The 17,694-nt window shown below is 51.0% G+C and carries 17 protein-coding genes; 12 read left to right on the top strand and 5 right to left on the bottom strand.

Annotation, left to right across the window (positions count from 1 at the left end; all coding sequences use genetic code 11):
* Nucleotides 1-39: 39 nt before the first annotated feature.
* The 5 genes from hisS to MJ611_RS14850 all read left to right on the top strand — a co-directional run bounded on the left by hisS (nucleotide 40) and on the right by MJ611_RS14850 (nucleotide 6,505).
* Entirely contained in the window at nucleotides 40-1,437 is a 1,398-nt protein-coding gene (gene hisS / locus MJ611_RS14870) for a histidine--tRNA ligase (RefSeq protein WP_250430746.1), read from the top strand.
* An 8-nt stretch (nucleotides 1,438-1,445) separates the two neighbouring features.
* Nucleotides 1,446-2,963 carry a histidine ammonia-lyase gene (gene hutH / locus MJ611_RS14865; RefSeq protein ID WP_250430744.1) on the top strand — a complete coding sequence of 506 codons (1,518 nt, stop codon included), beginning with the start codon at nucleotides 1,446-1,448 and terminating at the stop codon, nucleotides 2,961-2,963.
* Nucleotides 2,964-3,231: 268 nt separating this feature from the next.
* Entirely contained in the window at nucleotides 3,232-5,058 is a 1,827-nt protein-coding gene (locus tag MJ611_RS14860) for a T9SS type B sorting domain-containing protein (RefSeq protein ID WP_250430742.1), read from the top strand.
* Between the two features lie 99 nt (nucleotides 5,059-5,157).
* Nucleotides 5,158-5,493, top strand: coding sequence for a YbaB/EbfC family nucleoid-associated protein (locus tag MJ611_RS14855; RefSeq protein WP_250430741.1), 336 nt, complete (start codon nucleotides 5,158-5,160; stop codon nucleotides 5,491-5,493).
* On the top strand, nucleotides 5,483-6,505 hold the full coding sequence (locus MJ611_RS14850; protein WP_250430739.1) for a glycosyltransferase family 2 protein: 1,023 nt from the start codon (nucleotides 5,483-5,485) through the stop codon (nucleotides 6,503-6,505). Before MJ611_RS14855 ends, MJ611_RS14850 begins: the two co-directional genes overlap by 11 nt.
* On the opposite strand, the gene MJ611_RS14845 is transcribed toward MJ611_RS14850, so the two are convergent.
* Nucleotides 6,500-6,718, bottom strand: coding sequence for a PspC domain-containing protein (locus tag MJ611_RS14845; protein WP_250430737.1), 219 nt, complete (start codon nucleotides 6,716-6,718; stop codon nucleotides 6,500-6,502). The two genes, MJ611_RS14850 and MJ611_RS14845, sit on opposite strands and share 6 nt — an antisense overlap.
* Before the next feature lie 132 nt (nucleotides 6,719-6,850).
* Between MJ611_RS14845 and MJ611_RS14840 the strand changes: the two genes are divergently transcribed.
* The gene (locus MJ611_RS14840) at nucleotides 6,851-8,629 is read left to right on the top strand and encodes a tetratricopeptide repeat protein (protein WP_250430735.1); all 1,779 of its coding nucleotides are present in this window, start codon (nucleotides 6,851-6,853) and stop codon (nucleotides 8,627-8,629) included.
* Between the two features lie 72 nt (nucleotides 8,630-8,701).
* Entirely contained in the window at nucleotides 8,702-9,703 is a 1,002-nt protein-coding gene (locus MJ611_RS14835; protein ID WP_317233151.1) for a pyruvate dehydrogenase complex E1 component subunit beta, read from the top strand.
* A 55-nt stretch (nucleotides 9,704-9,758) separates the two neighbouring features.
* Here MJ611_RS14835 and MJ611_RS14830 read toward each other — a convergent pair whose 3' ends face one another.
* Together MJ611_RS14830 and MJ611_RS14825 are read right to left on the bottom strand one after the other, a co-directional pair.
* On the bottom strand, nucleotides 9,759-10,697 hold the full coding sequence (locus MJ611_RS14830) for a YihY/virulence factor BrkB family protein (protein WP_250430732.1): 939 nt from the start codon (nucleotides 10,695-10,697) through the stop codon (nucleotides 9,759-9,761).
* A gap of 167 nt (nucleotides 10,698-10,864) precedes the next feature.
* The gene (locus MJ611_RS14825) at nucleotides 10,865-11,581 is read right to left on the bottom strand and encodes a class I SAM-dependent methyltransferase (RefSeq protein WP_250430730.1); all 717 of its coding nucleotides are present in this window, start codon (nucleotides 11,579-11,581) and stop codon (nucleotides 10,865-10,867) included.
* A gap of 235 nt (nucleotides 11,582-11,816) precedes the next feature.
* Here MJ611_RS14825 and MJ611_RS14820 point away from each other — a divergent pair, with 235 nt between their 5' ends.
* The 4 genes from MJ611_RS14820 (at nucleotide 11,817) to MJ611_RS14805 (ending at nucleotide 15,254) form a co-directional block, all read left to right on the top strand.
* Nucleotides 11,817-12,350, top strand: a complete 534-nt coding sequence (locus MJ611_RS14820; protein WP_250430729.1) for a DinB family protein — start codon at nucleotides 11,817-11,819, stop codon at nucleotides 12,348-12,350.
* 169 nt (nucleotides 12,351-12,519) lie between these two features.
* Nucleotides 12,520-13,428, top strand: a complete 909-nt coding sequence (locus MJ611_RS14815; protein WP_250430728.1) for a LysR family transcriptional regulator — start codon at nucleotides 12,520-12,522, stop codon at nucleotides 13,426-13,428.
* A gap of 69 nt (nucleotides 13,429-13,497) precedes the next feature.
* Nucleotides 13,498-14,700, top strand: coding sequence for a threonine synthase (locus MJ611_RS14810; RefSeq protein ID WP_250430726.1), 1,203 nt, complete (start codon nucleotides 13,498-13,500; stop codon nucleotides 14,698-14,700).
* Nucleotides 14,701-14,753: 53 nt separating this feature from the next.
* Nucleotides 14,754-15,254 carry a VOC family protein gene (locus tag MJ611_RS14805; protein WP_250430724.1) on the top strand — a complete coding sequence of 167 codons (501 nt, stop codon included), beginning with the start codon at nucleotides 14,754-14,756 and terminating at the stop codon, nucleotides 15,252-15,254.
* 4 nt (nucleotides 15,255-15,258) lie between these two features.
* Here the strand turns inward: MJ611_RS14805 and MJ611_RS14800 are convergent, their stop codons facing one another.
* Nucleotides 15,259-15,909, bottom strand: a complete 651-nt coding sequence (locus MJ611_RS14800) for a DUF6629 family protein (protein WP_250430722.1) — start codon at nucleotides 15,907-15,909, stop codon at nucleotides 15,259-15,261.
* A 260-nt stretch (nucleotides 15,910-16,169) separates the two neighbouring features.
* Here MJ611_RS14800 and MJ611_RS14795 point away from each other — a divergent pair, with 260 nt between their 5' ends.
* Entirely contained in the window at nucleotides 16,170-16,772 is a 603-nt protein-coding gene (locus tag MJ611_RS14795; RefSeq protein ID WP_250430720.1) for a DUF429 domain-containing protein, read from the top strand.
* A gap of 7 nt (nucleotides 16,773-16,779) precedes the next feature.
* Here the strand turns inward: MJ611_RS14795 and MJ611_RS14790 are convergent, their stop codons facing one another.
* On the bottom strand, nucleotides 16,780-17,385 hold the full coding sequence (locus MJ611_RS14790; RefSeq protein ID WP_250430718.1) for a DUF6565 domain-containing protein: 606 nt from the start codon (nucleotides 17,383-17,385) through the stop codon (nucleotides 16,780-16,782).
* Nucleotides 17,386-17,694 lie beyond the last annotated feature (309 nt).

Genomic DNA, 17,694 nt, shown 5'->3' with positions numbered 1-17,694 from the left:
GCTCGTGTTTTACTAACTTCGCAGGTATAAGTATAAGGCATGAGCAAAGAAAAACCATCTATACCGAAAGGAACCCGCGATTTTGGCCCGGCTGTCGTGGTCAAGCGTAACTACATTTTCAACGTTATCAAGCGTACGTTCGAGAAGTTTGGCTACCTGCCCCTCGAAACACCTGCGATGGAGCAGCTGTCTGTGCTAACAGGAAAGTATGGCGAAGAAGGCGACCAGCTGATCTTTAAGATTCTGAATTCGGGCGATTTCCTGACCAAGACCTCGGCTAATGATATAGAGCAGGGCTCCAAGCACCTGACGCGAAAGATCTCTGAGAAAGCGTTACGATATGACCTGACCGTGCCGTTTGCCCGCTTTGTGGTAATGAACCGCAACGAAATCTCGTTTCCGTTCAAACGTTACCAGATACAGCCGGTATGGCGTGCCGACCGTCCGCAGAAAGGGCGTTACCGCGAGTTTTACCAGTGCGATGCCGATGTGGTAGGTACCAACTCATTGCTGTGCGAGGCGGAGATCGTGCAGATGATCGATGAGGTGCTGACAACGCTTGGGCTGACCGATTTTACGATCAAGATCAACCATCGTGGCGTGCTGGCAGGCATCGCCGAAGCTATCGGCGAGAAAGGACGTGAAGGCGACATCTGCGTAGCCATCGACAAACTGGACAAGATCGGAGCCGAAGGCGTGCGCAAGGAGCTGCTGCAGCGTGGCATTGCCGAAACAGCCGTAGACAAACTGGAGCCGCTTTATTCGCTGGAAGGCTCTAACGAGGAATTGCTGGACCAACTGCAAGCCATACTTGGCGAAACAGCCGAGGGTGCCCGCGGCCTGGCAGACCTGCGCGAAGTATGGAACTACCTGAACCAACTGGGCAGCTATGCCCTTGTAACACAAAACCCTTCCGGAAAACCACGCCTGCAGCTGGACACCACCCTGGCCCGAGGCCTCTCCTACTACACCGGCTGCATTTTCGAGGTGAAGGTGAACAACGTAAGCATGGGCAGCATCAGCGGCGGTGGCCGCTACGATAACCTGACCGGCATGTTCGGTTTGCCGGGCGTGTCAGGCGTTGGCTTCTCTTTCGGAGTAGATCGTATTTATGACGTGCTCGAAGAACTGGACCTGTTCCCGGTAAGTGCTGAAGTAGGCACCAAAGTGCTTATCGTACAGTTTGATAAGGCTTCGGAGCAATACGCGTTGCCGCTGCTGCAGAAGCTGCGCGATGCCGGCATTGCTTCGGAACTGTACCCGGAGGCAGCCAAGCTTAAGAAACAGATGAGCTATGCCGACCAGAAAAAGATACCGTTTGTGCTGCTGGTAGGATCTGAGGAGATGGAGACGGGCAAGCTGAAACTGCGCGACATGCAGACAGGCGAGCAGGACGAGCTATATATTGACGAGATCATTGCCCAACTGAAATCTTAAGGCGAAACATGAGCCACGTGCACCACATTTCCAGCCAGCACCTGAGCCTGGAGCAAATCGAAACGATCCTAACGCAGAAGTATACCCTTGCGCTGTCGCAGGAGGCAGAGGAGCGCATCCAGCGCTGCCACAATTACCTGCACCAGAAAATAGCCAACACCGATAAAAGCATCTATGGCATCAACACCGGCTTTGGTTCGCTATACAAGAACAGCATTTCGCACAACGACCTGGAGCAGCTGCAGCGCAACCTGATGATGTCGCATGCCTGTGGCACAGGCGAAGAGGTGCCGGCCGATGTGGTGAAACTGATGCTTTTGCTCAAGATTCAGTCCCTGGCCTATGGGCATAGTGGGGTGCAGTTGCAAACGGTAAAAAGGCTGGTAGATTTCTTCAACCGCGATGTATACCCGGTGGTGTATCAGCAGGGCTCTCTAGGCGCATCCGGCGATCTGGCTCCATTGGCTCACCTGTGCCTCCCGCTCATCGGGCTTGGCGAGGTTAACTTCCAGGGGTATAAGCTGGCCAGCGAGCACGTGCTGGAGATGTTCAGCTGGCAGCCCATCGCCCTGAAAGCCAAAGAAGGCCTGGCGCTGCTCAACGGCACCCAGTTTATGAGCGCCTACGGAGTATATGCGCTGCTGCAGGCCCGCCGCTTGTCGCACCAGGCCGATGTGGTGGGTGCCCTCTCTTTAGACGCTTTTGACGGGCGCATCGAGCCATTCAACGCGCTCATTCACCAGATCCGTCCGCACAAAGGGCAGCTGCAGACGGCGGCCACCATCCAGCAGTTGCTGGAGGGCAGCGAGTTGATCCGTCGCGACAAAAAGCACGTACAGGACCCTTACTCTTTCCGCTGCATTCCGCAGGTGCACGGCGCCTCCAAAGATGCACTGAAGTATGCGGAGGACGTTTTCCTGACGGAGATCAATTCTGTTACCGATAATCCGAACATCTTTCCGGAAGAAGACGAGATCATATCGGGGGGCAACTTCCACGGGCAGCCGCTGGCGCTGGCGCTGGATTTTATGGCCATTGCGCTGGCCGAACTGGGAAGTATCTCCGAGCGCAGAACCTATCAGCTTATCTCCGGTTCCCGCGGATTACCGGAATTCCTGGTAGCAGAGCCGGGTTTGAATTCCGGATTCATGATCAGCCAGTACACGGCCGCTTCCATCGTAAGTCAGACAAAGCAGTTTTGCACCCCGGCCTCTATCGACTCCATTCCATCTTCGAACGGACAGGAAGACCACGTCAGCATGGGATCCAACGCAGCTACGAAAGCACTGCAGGTGGTGTTTAACGTAGAGCGGGTGCTGGCTATCGAGCTATTCAATGCGGCACAAGCACTGGATTTCCGTAGGCCGGAGCGCACCTCGCCGGAGCTGGAAGAGATGGTAGCTGCTTTCCGGCAGGAGGTTCCGTTTGTTTCCGCTGACCGGGTGCTGCACTACGATATTCAACGCGCTGTTGCTTTCCTGCGCAGTTACAAGCTGCAGACTGCTTCAGAAGGCAGCGCATGCTAGTATAAAGTTCTTCATCCGATCCCCCGCTATAGCTACAAGTATGGCGGGGGATTTTATTTTAATCAGATTTATACTTGTAGCTGCTATACTTTCGAAAACCACTGCCCGGGTTTCTGTAATTTTCTCTTTATATTCGTATGCTTAGCTATAGCATAATCCTTTCAAAAGCTACCATCTCATCTTGAAAGCCTTGAGACTCCTGCTCTTCTTTCTGCTTTTTTTCTGCACCTTTCCCGCCTGGTCGCAAAAGTGCTTTAAAGCCTATGATATGAGCGGCAAAGAGATACAGGCAATTTGCAAGGGACAGCGGGTACGGTTCAAAGACTGTACAGGCAAAGTGGATCCCAGGAATGAGTACTATGTATTCGAGTACAGCAAAAGTCAGGGTATTCCGATCGTAACCGATACAGTAAAATTTCATACGTATACCACACCCGGCACTTACCGGGTGCTGCAAATTGCGAACCAGGGCGGCAATACCCAAACCGATACTCTTTCCAAAGTTTTTGTGGTAAAGGATACGCCACTGCCCACCTTTACTGCCGCGGGTTGTGGCAACCGGCAGGTGCGCATCACCATCACCGACAAGACCTACGACACCTATACATTAGACCTGGGCAACGGCACCACCGAGACTGTTCAGTCGGGTCAAACCAAAGTATACACCTACACCACCGACGGGTCTTACAACCTGACGCTTAATGGCTCCTATACCGGAGCCACCTGCAGGATCAGCAACAGTGTGACGGTGCAGCAGCTGCCGCCGGCTACCATGCCCCGGCTTACTCAATTACAAGTGTTGAAAGAAGGTACGCAGGACGGTTCCCTTCGCCTGAACATCGAGCAACTCCCTCCTTCCTACCTCTACATTGTGGAGCGTGCGCAAGGCAGCAGCTATACTTCCATCGACACGATCAAAACGGCACCACAAGGTGGCACTATCACCTACGACCTGAACAACCTGAATACCACCGACGCAGCCTGCTATCGGATCCGGGTAACGGATGTGTGCGGCACAAGTGTTGCCTCCTCCCCTGTTTGCCTGGTTAAACTGCAGGCCACGGCTGGTAACGAAAGAGCTGACCTGAGCTGGCAGCACACGGCTACCAACACCGGCAGGTACGAAGTATACCGAGGCAATACGCTCATTCAAACATTGCCGGCTACGGCCCGGACCTACACCGACACCGGGATCAAGTGCGGCGAAAACATTTGCTATACAATAAAGGCTGTATCCGCGGATGGTGCTATCACTTCGGTATCGGCAGAAAAATGCGTTTCCATCACCTCCACCACTGTACCCGTGGCCGGCACTTTGTTCTCAACGTTCAACCTGAACAACCAGGTAGAGCTTACCTTCCAGGTGCCGCAGGAGCAGGAAGCAAGGCAGATCGTTTACCAACGAAGTATAGAAGGCGCTCCTTATCAGCAGGTGGCCGGTGTGCAGCAAACCACCTTTACCGACCAAAGTATAAGTCCCGCCCCTGTTTGCTACCGGGCCAGCTATACCAACGCTTGCGGCACCAGTTCTGCTCTGAGCGGCTCCACCTGCCCGGTGTTCCTGCTAGCCACTGCTCAGGAAGGAGGCCCGGTGCTGCTTGCCTGGACAGGTTTTGTTGGCTTTACCAATGGTGTAGGTCAGTACACATTAGAGTTGCTCGACGAAACAGGCAACGTAATCTTCAGCACCCCGGTTAGCGGCAACGCCTACAACGACCGAAGCCCCAGCGAAGACGTACAGGTGCTCCGCTACCGCATCAAGGCCACCTCTCGCAGCGGCAACGCTACCACTTACTCTAACATTGCCGTGATAGAGCAGCCCCTGCGCTTGCTGGTACCCAGCGCCTTTACCCCAAATGGCGACGGGCTAAACGATGTGCTGGTGGTGAAAGGCAAATTCTTCGAGAACTTTCGGATCACGATCTACAACCGCACGGGGAACGTGGTATACCAGGGCAACGACCGCAACAACGGCTGGGATGGTACTTTCGAAGGCCGCGAAATGCCCGCCGACGCCTATGCCTACGAAATAACCTATACCACCCAGGACGGCACCCCCAAACGCCGCACCGGTACTGTTACCTTGCTTCGGTAGAAGTATACTGGCATCCACTTTAATGCGAAATGCTTGTATATTTGTGAAAGGATGGGCTAAAACAACTGGCCCGCGTACATAAAACTAAAAGAAGATACTATGTTTGATATGATGGGCATGATGGGCAAAATGAAAGAAGTCCAGGCCAAACTCAAAGAAGCACAAGACAACCTGCAGCACATTACGGTTACCGCTGAAGCCGGCGCGGGGCTGGTAAAAGCTACCGTAAACGGCCAGCGCAAGCTCCTGAAGATCGAGATCGATGAGTCTATCATGAATACCAACGACCGGGAAATGGTGAACGACCTAGTAGTGGCAGCCGTGAACAACGCCATGCTCACTGCCGGCGAGCGCGCCCAGGACGAGATGAAAAGAAAAACAGAAGGCTTACTTCCAAACATTCCTGGCTTAGACTTCGGCAATCTTGGATTCTAATACCAGCCACACGGCTATTGTTATACTTAATTGGAACGGGCTCCGCTTTTTGCAGGAGTTTCTGCCATCGGTAGTGGCCAACAGCCCCGGCTGCGAAGTGATCGTTGCCGACAACGCCTCTACCGATGGCTCTGTTTCTTTTCTGGAGGTAACGTTTCCGCAGGTGCGGATCATACAAAACGGCTCTAACTTGGGCTTTTGCGAAGGCTATAACCAGGCACTTAAGCAGGTAGATGCCAAATACTACGTGCTCCTCAATTCCGATGTGGCCGTCTCCCCTGATTGGGTGACACCTGTTGTTACCCTCATGGATTCGGATGAGCGGATCGCCGTTTGTCAGCCAAAGATACTGGCGCAACAGCACCCGGATTTTTTCGAATACGCCGGAGCCGGAGGCGGACAATTAGACGCTTTGGGTTATCCTTTCTGCCGTGGCCGCCTGTTCGAGACGCTGGAAGAAGACAAGGGGCAGTATAACGATGTGCAGGAGATCTTTTGGGCAACGGGTGCCTGTATGTTTGTCCGGGCCTCGGTGTACCATAGCATGGGCGGACTGGAGCCTGCCTTTTTTGCCCATATGGAGGAAATTGACTTCTGCTGGCGCGCCAAGAACGCCGGTTACAAGGTAATGTACAATGGCCACAGCCATGTGTTGCACGTGGGCGGTGGCACCCTCCACAAATCCAACCCCCGCAAGACTTTCCTGAACTTCCGGAACGGACTGGCCCTGGTCTACAAGAACCTGCCGTCTTCAGAACTAATCCCAACTATAACGCTGCGCATACTGCTGGACTGGATGGCAGCCTTCCGTATGTTGCTGGCAGGTCAAACAGCTGATGCCCGGGCCGTGCTGGATGCCCACGCCGATCTGCTGCGCAATAGCAGCTACTGGCGCAAGCGACGAAAAGAACAACGCCACAAAGGTAATTTTCCCCGTATGGCAGGCGTTTACAGGGGAAGTATAGTCTGGGAATATTTTGTGAGGCAGAAGCGAACCGTGCGGGAGTTATAAGTCCCAGACGGTACTACGCTCACGGCGAAGGTGTTTGCTCACGTTCATCCAGAATGCCAGCACAAAGTATAGCAGCACCGGCGAGCCGAACGTCAGGAAAGAAACATAAATGAAAGACAGGCGAATGCTGCTGGAAGCAATCCCAAGCTTTTCTCCCAGCATGGCACACACACCGAAGGCCTGAGATTCTATAAAGTATTGGAGCCTTTTCATTTGGTAGTCGATTAAAAATTAAAGTTATATATTTATCATACTTGCATCAAGAAAAACTGAGGCAAGAAGATATGCTAACGCAAAAACATAGCTTCACGTGTACCATTTTTACGGCTGAAGCAGAATCAGGATATGCAACACCTCAAAAAAAACTACTGGCGCCTGCTGCCTCTCACCCTCGCTTTGGGCTTTTTCACCAGTGGATGTACGCTTTCGCGCATGGTAAAGCACGCCAAGAAGCAGGAGATTTCAGTGCAACCCAACCCTTTGGCCGCCAGTGGTAACGAAGTTTCTTTTGAGATGAAGGCCTCTGTACCCGAGAAGCTTATCAAAAAAAAGCACCGGTATAAACTGGAAGTATACTACGAGTATGGCGAGGAAAAACGAGACGAGCTGGGATCCTTTAACTTCGAGTTTGGCGAGTTTATTTACGAAGACGGAAAACCCACCATCACGAAAGTGCTAGCCTTCCCTTACGATCCGAAGAAAGATAAAGGGCGCCTGATGGTGCAGGGGCTCGCCATCGACAAGCGCGACGATGACGTAAAGTATACAGAACCGCAGCAGGTGGCTGCCGGACTGCTCACCACCCCGCTCCTGATGGTGCGCAACAACGAGGTAACTTATATTCCGGACAACTACGCGGAAGAAGCTGCCGGCCCAACAGTGTTGAGCTTCTTTTTTGAGCAGGACCAGGCCAAGCTCCGAAACTACATCGGCTCTAATCTGCAGGCACTGGAGCAGTACACCATGGATAATGTAGGCGAGCAGAAAATTAAGATCGTGGCGGGACAATCGCCGGATGAAGCTGGCAGCGGACTGGCAAAAAAACGCGCCAAGGTGCTGGAAGACTACTACCGCTCTAAGGTGAAAGCTCTGGACTACAGCGGCAAGAAAATAGACCTGCAGACTCGAGTAGAGGAGCAGAACTGGAAGCTGTTAGTTCAAAAAGTAAAGACATCTGCCCTGCCAAAAGCACAGGTGCAGGAAGTAGCAGCTATCGTACAAAGCAAGAAGACGGACCGGGAAAAGCAGAAGGCGCTGGAGCAGACGGAGGCATACGATTACCTGCAGCAGTACGTGTACCCTACCATGCGCTACGCAGATGTAGAAATAAACTATAACCGCAGTCGTAAGTCCAATTACGAGCTATACTTGCTGGCCCAGAAGATCGCCAATGAAACCGCAGATGCCGACGTGCTGACAGAAGAGGAGCTGCAACACGCAGCTACGCTCACCCCGCTCCTGGACGAGAAACGCAAGCTGTACGAAGCCGCTGTAAAGACCACCGACAAATGGCCTGCCTACCACAACCTGGGCAAAGTATACATCGAGATGGCCCGCAAAGACTATCGTCCGAAAGCGAAAAAGGCTTTGCTGGCTAAAGCCATCCATAACCTGACCTTTGCCGGCTTCCGCAATCCGAAGGCTGAAGTATACTACAGCCTGGCCAGCGGCTATCATGTGCGCGGCGACAAACTGGAGGCCCTGCAATACTACGACTATGCCATCAAACTGGGAGGCTCCAAAGAGCTGCTGCAGCGCATATTCGCCGACAAAGCGGCATTGGAGATCGAGATTGGGCAGTACGACGATGCCATCGAAAGCCTGCGCTATGCCGGCGACAGCTACCAGACCAACATGAACCTGGGCCTGAGTTACCTGCTGAAAGAAAATTATGAAGGTGCTGTAGAGTTCTACAACCGTGCCCTTGAGCAGCAACCCGGCGATGCGCTTGCCTATTACAGCTTAGCCATTATCGGAGCCCGAACCAAGAACGAGCAAATGCTGTCGGAGAACCTCAGAAGAGCGGTACGTGCAGATAAAACCTATACCCAGAAGGCCATCGCAGACAAGGAATTTGAAGCCTACCATAACAAGCCTCCTTATGAGGATGCCCTGATTCGCTAAGTCGGGTGCTTAAATAGCAAAACGGCATTGTAAATTGAGAGAGTTCTCTTAATTTTACCCTCAGAACAGAGAATTAACTATTTTAACTATATGCGAAGTATACAGTTTAGAGAAGCACTGCGCGAAGCCATGTCGGAGGAAATGCGCCGCGACAAAAGCGTGTTTCTGATGGGTGAAGAAGTTGCTGAGTATAACGGTGCTTACAAAGTAAGCCAGGGCATGCTTGACGAGTTTGGTCCGGAGCGTGTAATCGATACCCCGATTGCCGAGCTTGGCTTTGCCGGTATCGGTGTGGGTGCATCCATGAACGGCCTGCGTCCGATCATCGAATTCATGACGTTCAACTTCTCGCTGGTGGCCATCGATCAGGTGATCAACTCTGCTGCCAAGATGATGTCGATGTCAGGCGGTCAGTACTCATGCCCTATTGTATTCCGCGGACCAACCGGTAGCGCCGGTATGCTGTCTTCGCAGCACTCTCAAAACTTTGAGAACTGGTATGCCAACACACCTGGCCTGAAGGTAGTAGTACCCTCTAACCCATACGATGCCAAAGGCCTGATGAAGTCTGCCATCCGCGATAACGATCCTGTTATTTTCATGGAATCAGAGCAGATGTACGGCGACAAAGGTGAAGTTCCGGAAGAAGAATACCTGATTCCGATCGGTGTGGCGGATGTAAAGCGCGAAGGAACAGACGTAACGATCGTTTCTTTTGGCAAAATGATGAAAGTGGCCCTGGCTGCTGCCGAAGAGCTGGCAAAAGACGGCATCAATGCGGAAGTGATTGACCTGCGCACGGTTCGCCCAATCGATTACAAAACGCTGATCGAGTCTGTGAAGAAGACAAACCGTATGGTAGTTGTAGAGGAGGCATGGCCATTGGCGTCTATCTCTGCAGAACTGGCTTACCACATCCAGAGCAATGCTTTCGATTACATGGATGCGCCGGTGAAACGTGTTACCTGCCGCGACGTGCCGCTTCCGTATGCGCCGACGCTGATCGAAGCTTCGTTGCCAAACGTACAGCGTACAGTTGACGCAGTGAAGCAAGTAATGTATAAGAACGCTTAATCTAGCAAGCGAACAAGTATAAAGTATAAAAGGCGGAGCACAAGTGCTCCGCCTTTTATTTTTCCTTCTCCTCTACTTTACCTGTATCCAGGTCCGTTTCTATTTCTTTCTTTTTTACCTTCACTGCAGTATCTGTGGGCTCTATGTAATGATCATGTAGTTGCGCATAGACCTGTGTAAACTCAGCCCCGAGCAGGAAAATGATGGAAGCATAGTATACCCATACCAGAATTAGGACAAGCGAACCGGCTGCGCCGTAAGTATCGGCCAGCGGGTCGTGCTGAAAGTAAATGTTGAGCATGTACTTGCCTATAGCAAAAAGTATGGCCGTAACGGTTGCCCCAATCCATACATTCTTCCATTTGGTTTTGGCATCGGGCAATACTTTAAAGATGATGGCAAAGATAAGAATGCTGATCAGGATGGATACCGTGATGTTGGCTGCCGTCATCAGGTAAACGGCTATTCCGGAGAGCTCCTGCTTCAGGTAATCGTTTACTAGGCCCAGCACCACATCGATGGACAGGGAAACCAGCAACAGAAAGCCAAGGCTCACCACCATAGCCAGCGAAAGTACCCGAGCCACCACAAGCTTCAGCCAGCCTTTTTCGATCTTGGCTTTTACCTTCCACATCCCATTGATCGAATCCTGCAGGGCGACAAATACGGTAGTGGCACTAAAGGCCATCACGCTCACCCCTACGATGGTACCTATTACCGATGCATCTGACTGGTTTGCGTTTTCGATGATGCTTTGTATCTGCGCGGCGCTGTTACGCCCAACAATGCCACCGATCTGCCTTACCACTTCGCCCCGCACAGCCTCCTGCCCAAAGGCAGCCCCGGCAATGCGTATGGTGATGATGAGTACAGCCGGCAGCGAAAAGATGGTATAAAAGCCAATGATAGCGGCATAATCCAGCGGATTATCATCGAAAAACTTGGAGAAGGTTTTCTTGGTTACCTCCCATGTAGATGGCTTTCCAGTGTTCATGTTTCCTTAGGTTCAGTATGTCATACTTGCTGCGGCCGCTAGAGGTTCGGCAGGCATTATACATACGGCACATAAACGTTTATTAGCCAGATGAAGATACAGGTAAGCCACTGCCATGCTGCGGCCTACCTTAAGTTTAATTCCGGGATGCTGCTTTCTTGCTTTACCTACGGGTTAAGCGACAGCCGAGCCAGGTAGTTGCCGTCCTCGCCTTCGTACAGCAGCTCAAAGCTGTAGTTGTGTTTTTCGGCGTAGTCCTGCAGTATGGCCGGATCAATGAAGAGCCAGTTAAACCAGCCGCTCGCCTGGTCTTTATACTTCATGTTATACTTCACCTCACCGTAATAGCCCGCATTCAGGTCGAGTAACACAGAGCCGTCTTCCTCCTCGTACATGTACAAAATATCCGACGACTCAAGCAGGATCTTTCCGCCCGGGCGCAGCAGAGTGGCCGCATGTTTCAGAAACCGATCAAGCCCTTTCAGGTCCCCGACAATACCAATACCATTCATCAGCAACAGCAAGGTGTCGAACTGCTGCCCTTTTAGTTTGAAGATGTCCTGTCGGAGTACCTGCTGCACGCCACGCTGCTGCATCGCCTCCACGGCGCCTTCCGAAATATCCAGGGCAACCACCTCCAGCCCCTGTTCCTGCAAGGCCAGGCTATGGCATCCGGCCCCTGCACCAATATCAAGTACCCTTCCGCTGCACTCATCCAGAGCCAGTTGCTCCAGTTCGGGCATCTCATACCGGGTTCTGAAAAGGTAGTCTACAGGTATCACATCATCTTCCGTAATGCTGCTCTCTACCACTATCTCTGCTCTCTTATTTCCTTTCAGGTAATCCTGTATAGCGGTCCCGATCGGGTCTTTTTTTCCAGTCATCTGCATACAATCTTGTACACAAATTACGTTATTTCTTTGCCATTATGATATACACTATTGAATAAATCAAATTATATGGCACCACTAATATTGCAATACCTCTCTACCTATCAATCTGTTACATTAAAAAAATAAATACATATAGTTGTATTAATTAAAATTTTACGTAGATTTCACAACAGCTAAGAATAGTATTAGACTAATGAACACAGCCTCCTATAACCATATTCAGTTTATGAACCCAAGGTTAGAAGCAAAATACCTGCGCCTGGAGAAAACGCGTAACCGGCTGTTAGATGAACTGGAGGGACTGGAAGAAGGGCTGCTGAACACATCTCCGGCGGAGGGCAAATGGTCGCTTAACCAGGTGGTGGCACACTTGGTGCTGGTCGACAAGTTAACCACTGAGTACGTTGAGCGAAAAGTAAAACAGCCCGAAGAACTACCGAGTGCTTCCTTTTCGGGCATTTATAAATCTATACTTTTAAAGCTTGTCCTCAAATCAGGAATGAAGATCCAGGCCCCGGCTGTGGTGGCTACCGTACCGGATAAGGCCACGCTCCCTTCGTTGCGCCGGCAGTGGGATGTAGTACGCTTCAAACTGGAAGATGTGCTCACAGAAGTTCCGCCATCCCTGCTTAACAAGTGCGTTTTCAAACACCCGTACGCCGGCTATCTTACCATCTCTCAGACCCTCTCTTTCCTGCAGGATCACTTTGATCACCACCTCACGCAGGTACATCACATAAAGCAAATGCTGCTGAAGTAAATGGCTGCTTATCGTTTTATACTTCTATGCCCCTTTGGTGCTGCGTAATTTTGAACCTGCATCTTATCCTTTAGCGGTAAAGAGATCATACTTTCCGGCTTTCAGCTATTTTGCAAAATAATAGCCTTAGGTTAAAGGCTATTGTGCTGTTGTCCGTACTTTTACTATCATGCTCTCGCACAAACACCAGATATTTATGGAAGTAGCCCGCCTGCTGAGCTTCACCAAGGCGAGCCATACCTTGTTCATCAGCCAGTCGGCTATCAGCAAGCACATCAAGGCGCTTGAGGAGTATTACAAAACCGGGCTCTTTGAGCGACTGGGCAACAGCGTCACCCTGACGCCATCAGGAAAGCTGCTGTACCAGAAGCTGCTGGATGTAAAACAGATTCAGAACGAGCTTTTCCAGGAGTTTAAAGCGCTGAACGAAGAATTCTCCCCGCAGATTAGTATGGTGATCGGAGCCAGTACCACCATCTCGCTGTACATACTTCCTCCGGTACTATCGGTATACCTTTCTAAGAATCCGAACATTCAGCTTAGCTTAAAGAACCGGAACAGCGAAAACATACTCAAAGCCCTGATCGAGCATGAGATTGACCTGGGCGTGGTGGAAGGCATTAACAAGCTGAGCAATATTACTTATACCCCTTTCCTGACGGATGATGTGATACCAGTCTGCTCGGCTAAAAACCCTTTAAAAAAGCAGCAGCTTGAGGCCAAAGACCTGTTCGAGATTCCGCTGGCGATCAGGGAGGTCGGGTCGGGCACACTGGCCGTGCTGGAAGAGGCCCTATTACAGAAACGCATAAAACTGCTGAACCTGCCCATCAAGGTAAGGCTTGGCGGCACCGAGGCATTGAAGAATTTTGTGCGGGTAGACGACACCTGCCTCGCTTTCCTGCCCCGCCAGGCAGTCAAAAAGGAGCTGGAATCCGGAGAACTGGTAGAGCTGAACATCGGCGACCTGAAGGTAAAACGCACCTTTAACTTTATACAGCGCAAAGGCACCGAGAACAACACACCTTACAAAGATTTCATCCAATATGTAAAACGCCATTATTCCAAAAAGGAATAGCCTATACCTAATCGCTATTTTGTTTAGTCATAACAGATAGCCTACTTGCTTCCATAAATCTGAACAACTATGGAAACAAATATCAGGTCAGCAAGCAGAATTCGTAATTTAGCCTGTTCTTCATGCGGCCAGCAGTATAGTTCTTTCGAACTGCAGAAACTATCCGGTTGCTGCGCCATGCCGCTCGTATCGGAATACGACCTCAGCGAGCCACTTTCAAAAGAAATTTTAGCGAAACGCGAAGGCACCATGTGGCGCTACCGCGAATTGCTCCCCGTGCTGAGTAAGTCCAATATCGTCAGTCTCGGCGAGGGCTTCACACCTATACTTGAACTCAACAACCTGGCTGCTAAGTATGAGCTTTCTTCGCTGGTGCTAAAAGACGAAGGGCAAAACCCGACCGGTTCTTTCAAAGCGCGCGGGCTGAGCATGGCTATCTCCAAAGCAAAGGAGTTTGGCGTTACCGGGTGTATCATTCCGACCGCTGGTAATGCAGGCGTGGCCATGGCCGCCTACTGCGCACGGGCAGGTATGAAAGCCGTGGTGGTAATGCCGCGCCATACGCCTGCGGCCTTTAAAGAAGAGTGCTACTGGTATGGCGCAGAAGTACACCTGATCGATGGCCTCATAAACGACTGTGCTGCCAAAGTACAGGAGCTGAATGCTGATGGCGGTTTACTGGATGTGTCGACCCTGAAAGAACCGTACCGCCTGGAAGGCAAGAAAACAATGGGCTATGAGATTGCCGAGCAGCTGAACTGGAGCCTGCCCGATGTGATCCTCTACCCTGCCGGCGGCGGCACAGGACTGATCGGGATCTGGAAAGCCTTCCAGGAACTAAAAGCACTTGGCTGGCTGGCCAGCGACATCAAACTGCCGCGCATGGTGGCCGTGCAGGCAGAAAACTGCCGCCCTTTGATTGACACCTATACCGGAAAGCAGGCAAACGCCAAGCAGTATGTCGGCAAACCTACTATTGCGAACGGACTGGCTGTTCCGCGACCTATTGGCGAGAACATGATGCTGCGTGTGATACAGGAATCTGAGGGAACGGTGATGGGCATTACGGAGGCAGAAATGCTGGAAGGTATGCGCGAACTGGGCCACCGCGAAGGACTTTTTGTTGCGCCGGAAGGGGCCGCTGTCTGGATGGCAGCACGGAAACTGATCACCAGTGGCTGGTTAAGCCCATCAGAAAGCATATTGCTGCTGAATACAGGCTCTGGCCAGAAATACTTGGAAAACGTTACCGGCCAGGCAGGAATCAGGTAATAAAACTTTTCGGCTTCGGTAAAAGTACAAAAGGTATAACTACTTGTATTTTGATGAGCGAAGCCTACACCATACCAGCAGCCACTAGGATTGGGCACGTGCACCTGAAAGTAGCCAACCTGGAGCGTTCACTTGCCTTTTACTGCGACCTGCTGGGCTTTACCCTAACGACCATGTATGGAAAAGAAGCCGCCTTCGTGTCTGCTGGCGGCTATCACCACCATATCGGCCTGAACACCTGGTACAGCAAAGACGCGCCGCCCGCCCCGGTGCGGAGTGCCGGATTGTTTCATACTGCCATACTATATCCTACCCGCAAAGACCTGGCCATTGCCTACAAACGCCTGCTGGATGCCGGCTGGCCTCTGACCGGCACTGCCGATCACGGTGTTTCAGAAGCGCTCTACCTGCACGACCCCGACAACAACGGCATAGAGCTTTACTGGGACCGGCCAACAGAACAATGGCCGCACAAACCGGATGGCTCGATCCATATGTATACCATTGCACTTGATTTGGAAGACCTGCTGAAAGAGATCGAAAAGGAAAGATAAGACACTATCTCAGATCAGCAGCATGCTGCTTTCTCAGGACCAGGAGCACCACTGCACTGATGATCGCGGCAAAAAAACACCAGACCGAGACGATGTTTGCCGTATAGTATACTTTGGCAATGACATAAACTACCAGAAGCGCCAATCCCAGGAGCCACATCAGCCTTACACTTGAGACAAAGGGAGGAACAACAGTAGGGATAAAGTATAAGATGCTGCTTCGGCCCACCAGCAATTGCTTAAATTCCAGGCGGTAATGGATGTGCTGATGGAGCACTTCCGCCTTTACAGGAAAAGAGAACAAACCGTACCCCAGAATACTTGCAACCAAAACACCCAGCAATAGCAGGGCAGCCAGTAGTCTTTTGCGCCATACTTCTTTCTCAAGCATAAACACAGAAAAAACGATCCACGTAGGCCACACGAGCAAAGCGATCACCAGGAAAAGATAGGTTGCTGGTTGCTGCAGACTAGCAAAAGAGGTGTGTCTCTCTCCCAGCCACACGATGCCCTCGGTAAACTGCTGTGCCGAAAAAAGGAACGGGATACCTGCCAGCAGCGTTTGCTCTCGTGTTTGTGTCTCACGCACAGCCAAAACACCGATCGTACACAACGCGGCACTTGCCCCAAAACTTGCTTCAGCAGAAAAACACATAAGCTCCCTCCTGGTTATACTTTGCATCGGAAGGGTGAGACGCAAACCCGGCATTTGCGGTAGAGCAGCAACGTACGTATAAATTGGTACGCATGGGGCTGTCGCGTGTTCAGGATTATGCTTCCGACATCAAAGCATATACTTCCAATCTGCTTTTTATCTTGCTATTTCATGTTGTGAATCAGCAAACCGCTGAGAAGAGTATATCAACTTTAACTGAGGTCGAGCCCTGATGGTTCTCAGAAGAAGATTTCGATAATATGGATGTAAGCAGTCATAACATCATGGGGGTGGATTACGGCTCTAAACTGGCTGGCACCACCGCTGCGGCGATGCTCGTGCAGGGCCGGCTACAGGTATGGCAAACCCAGCGCGGTGAGGACGCTGATGCATGGCTGTTGAACCTGGCAGCAGAAATGAGCCCGAAAATGATCTTTATCGATGCACCGCTCAGCCTGCCTTCGGTTTATACTTCGGGAACGGGCTTAGCTGATGCAGACTATTTCTACCGGGAGTGTGACCGTACCTTACATGCCATGTCGCCGATGTTTTTAGGAGGGCTGACCGCACGAGCCATTAAGCTAAAGGCGCAGCTTACGTCTGCAGCTATTTCGGTTATGGAAACGTATCCTTCGCAATTGGCACGCCTGCTTTTTCCTCACCTTGGTACCTATAAAAAGGGAGCAGGGCCTACTCCTGACTTCCGGGAAGCCCTGCACCTATGTATACAAACTCACTTAGAGCGACCAGTTGAGAACTGGCACCAGCTGGATGCCGTGCTGGCCTGGTACAGCGGTTACCGGTATGTAAACGGACAGGCCGCCGTCTACGGCAATACAATTGAAGGCCAGATCATCATCTAAAAACAGCTTAGTCTTCAACGTCGCCTGCTGTTTCGAGCGTGCGGTATTCCATCTGCAGGGCTTTTATCTTCACTTCGTCATCTCCCGGCAGCTCGTCGTCTACCTGTTCTTTGCGCTTGCCCAATTCATCGAACACCATATCGGCCATATCCCAGTCCTGGCTGCTCCAGTTTTTATGCTTTGAGCGTACATTTTCCATAAACAGTATGTATACCTCCCGTACATTGGCTGCTGTGATCGTGGATGTGTCGGCATATGCACCCAAAAGTTCTTTTTTCCAGTTTTCCAGCGCGGTGCGTTGCTCCCGTGTGCGGGCCCGCTCTTCATCCGCCTCGTTGAAGCGCTGTTTCAGTTGCTTATACTCTTCTTTTGCATCGTCGCTAAACTTTTCCTGCTTCTCGTCCAACTCCTGTGTTCTATACTTAAAGTCGTCTTTTGTGCGTTGCCAGTCTTCTTCGGTGCGGTCGGCAATGTTGGCAGTCTGGGTATTCACCCAGGAACGGAATTCATTCAGGTCGCCTTCAACTTCCTGTTCGCGGGAGGCAGAGCAGCTGATCAGAACAAAATTCATCAGCAAGAACAAGCCAAATAAGCTGTTTATATAATTTTTCATAGTTAACACATGCTTTTAATTTGTTTATTTATGTAGATACGAGTGCAAACATCTTTAAGATATTATATAGCATTACATTTGCAGAACACTCATTCTCAAACTTTTTAACAAATAAAAACCTGTAATTGCGTTATTACCAGGAACTTATCATCTGATCAACCGTATTAATTTTAAAGAGCACGGAAATTGTATTAAAAAATGCAACCGTGTCTCTGACAGGATTGAATTTAAAGGACAGCCTCCTATAGTGTTGAGTGGGAATATTAGGGGGCAACGGACGTGATAGCTTACACTGCGAGTATGCAAGAA

The sequence above is a fragment of the Pontibacter ruber genome, assembly GCF_023630205.1.
Taxonomy (GTDB): Bacteria; Bacteroidota; Bacteroidia; order Cytophagales; family Hymenobacteraceae; genus Pontibacter; species Pontibacter ruber.
This window is presented reverse-complemented; position numbering and strand designations above follow the sequence as displayed.

Excerpts from the sequence above, each read along its gene's own strand:
- MJ611_RS14790 (WP_250430718.1), bottom strand. The coding sequence starts at position 17,385 with ATGAAAAATTATATAAACAGCTTATTTGGCTTGTTCTTGCTGATGAAT.
- MJ611_RS14795 (WP_250430720.1), top strand. The coding sequence starts at position 16,170 with ATGGATGTAAGCAGTCATAACATCATGGGGGTGGATTACGGCTCTAAA.
- MJ611_RS14815 (WP_250430728.1), top strand. The coding sequence starts at position 12,520 with ATGCTCTCGCACAAACACCAGATATTTATGGAAGTAGCCCGCCTGCTG.
- MJ611_RS14855 (WP_250430741.1), top strand. The coding sequence starts at position 5,158 with ATGTTTGATATGATGGGCATGATGGGCAAAATGAAAGAAGTCCAGGCC.
- hisS (WP_250430746.1), top strand. The coding sequence starts at position 40 with ATGAGCAAAGAAAAACCATCTATACCGAAAGGAACCCGCGATTTTGGC.
- hutH (WP_250430744.1), top strand. The coding sequence starts at position 1,446 with ATGAGCCACGTGCACCACATTTCCAGCCAGCACCTGAGCCTGGAGCAA.
- MJ611_RS14825 (WP_250430730.1), bottom strand. The coding sequence starts at position 11,581 with ATGACTGGAAAAAAAGACCCGATCGGGACCGCTATACAGGATTACCTG.
- MJ611_RS14845 (WP_250430737.1), bottom strand. The coding sequence starts at position 6,718 with ATGAAAAGGCTCCAATACTTTATAGAATCTCAGGCCTTCGGTGTGTGT.
- MJ611_RS14820 (WP_250430729.1), top strand. The coding sequence starts at position 11,817 with ATGAACCCAAGGTTAGAAGCAAAATACCTGCGCCTGGAGAAAACGCGT.
- MJ611_RS14840 (WP_250430735.1), top strand. The coding sequence starts at position 6,851 with ATGCAACACCTCAAAAAAAACTACTGGCGCCTGCTGCCTCTCACCCTC.
- MJ611_RS14860 (WP_250430742.1), top strand. The coding sequence starts at position 3,232 with ATGAGCGGCAAAGAGATACAGGCAATTTGCAAGGGACAGCGGGTACGG.
- MJ611_RS14800 (WP_250430722.1), bottom strand. The coding sequence starts at position 15,909 with ATGTGTTTTTCTGCTGAAGCAAGTTTTGGGGCAAGTGCCGCGTTGTGT.
- MJ611_RS14830 (WP_250430732.1), bottom strand. The coding sequence starts at position 10,697 with ATGAACACTGGAAAGCCATCTACATGGGAGGTAACCAAGAAAACCTTC.
- MJ611_RS14810 (WP_250430726.1), top strand. The coding sequence starts at position 13,498 with ATGGAAACAAATATCAGGTCAGCAAGCAGAATTCGTAATTTAGCCTGT.
- MJ611_RS14805 (WP_250430724.1), top strand. The coding sequence starts at position 14,754 with ATGAGCGAAGCCTACACCATACCAGCAGCCACTAGGATTGGGCACGTG.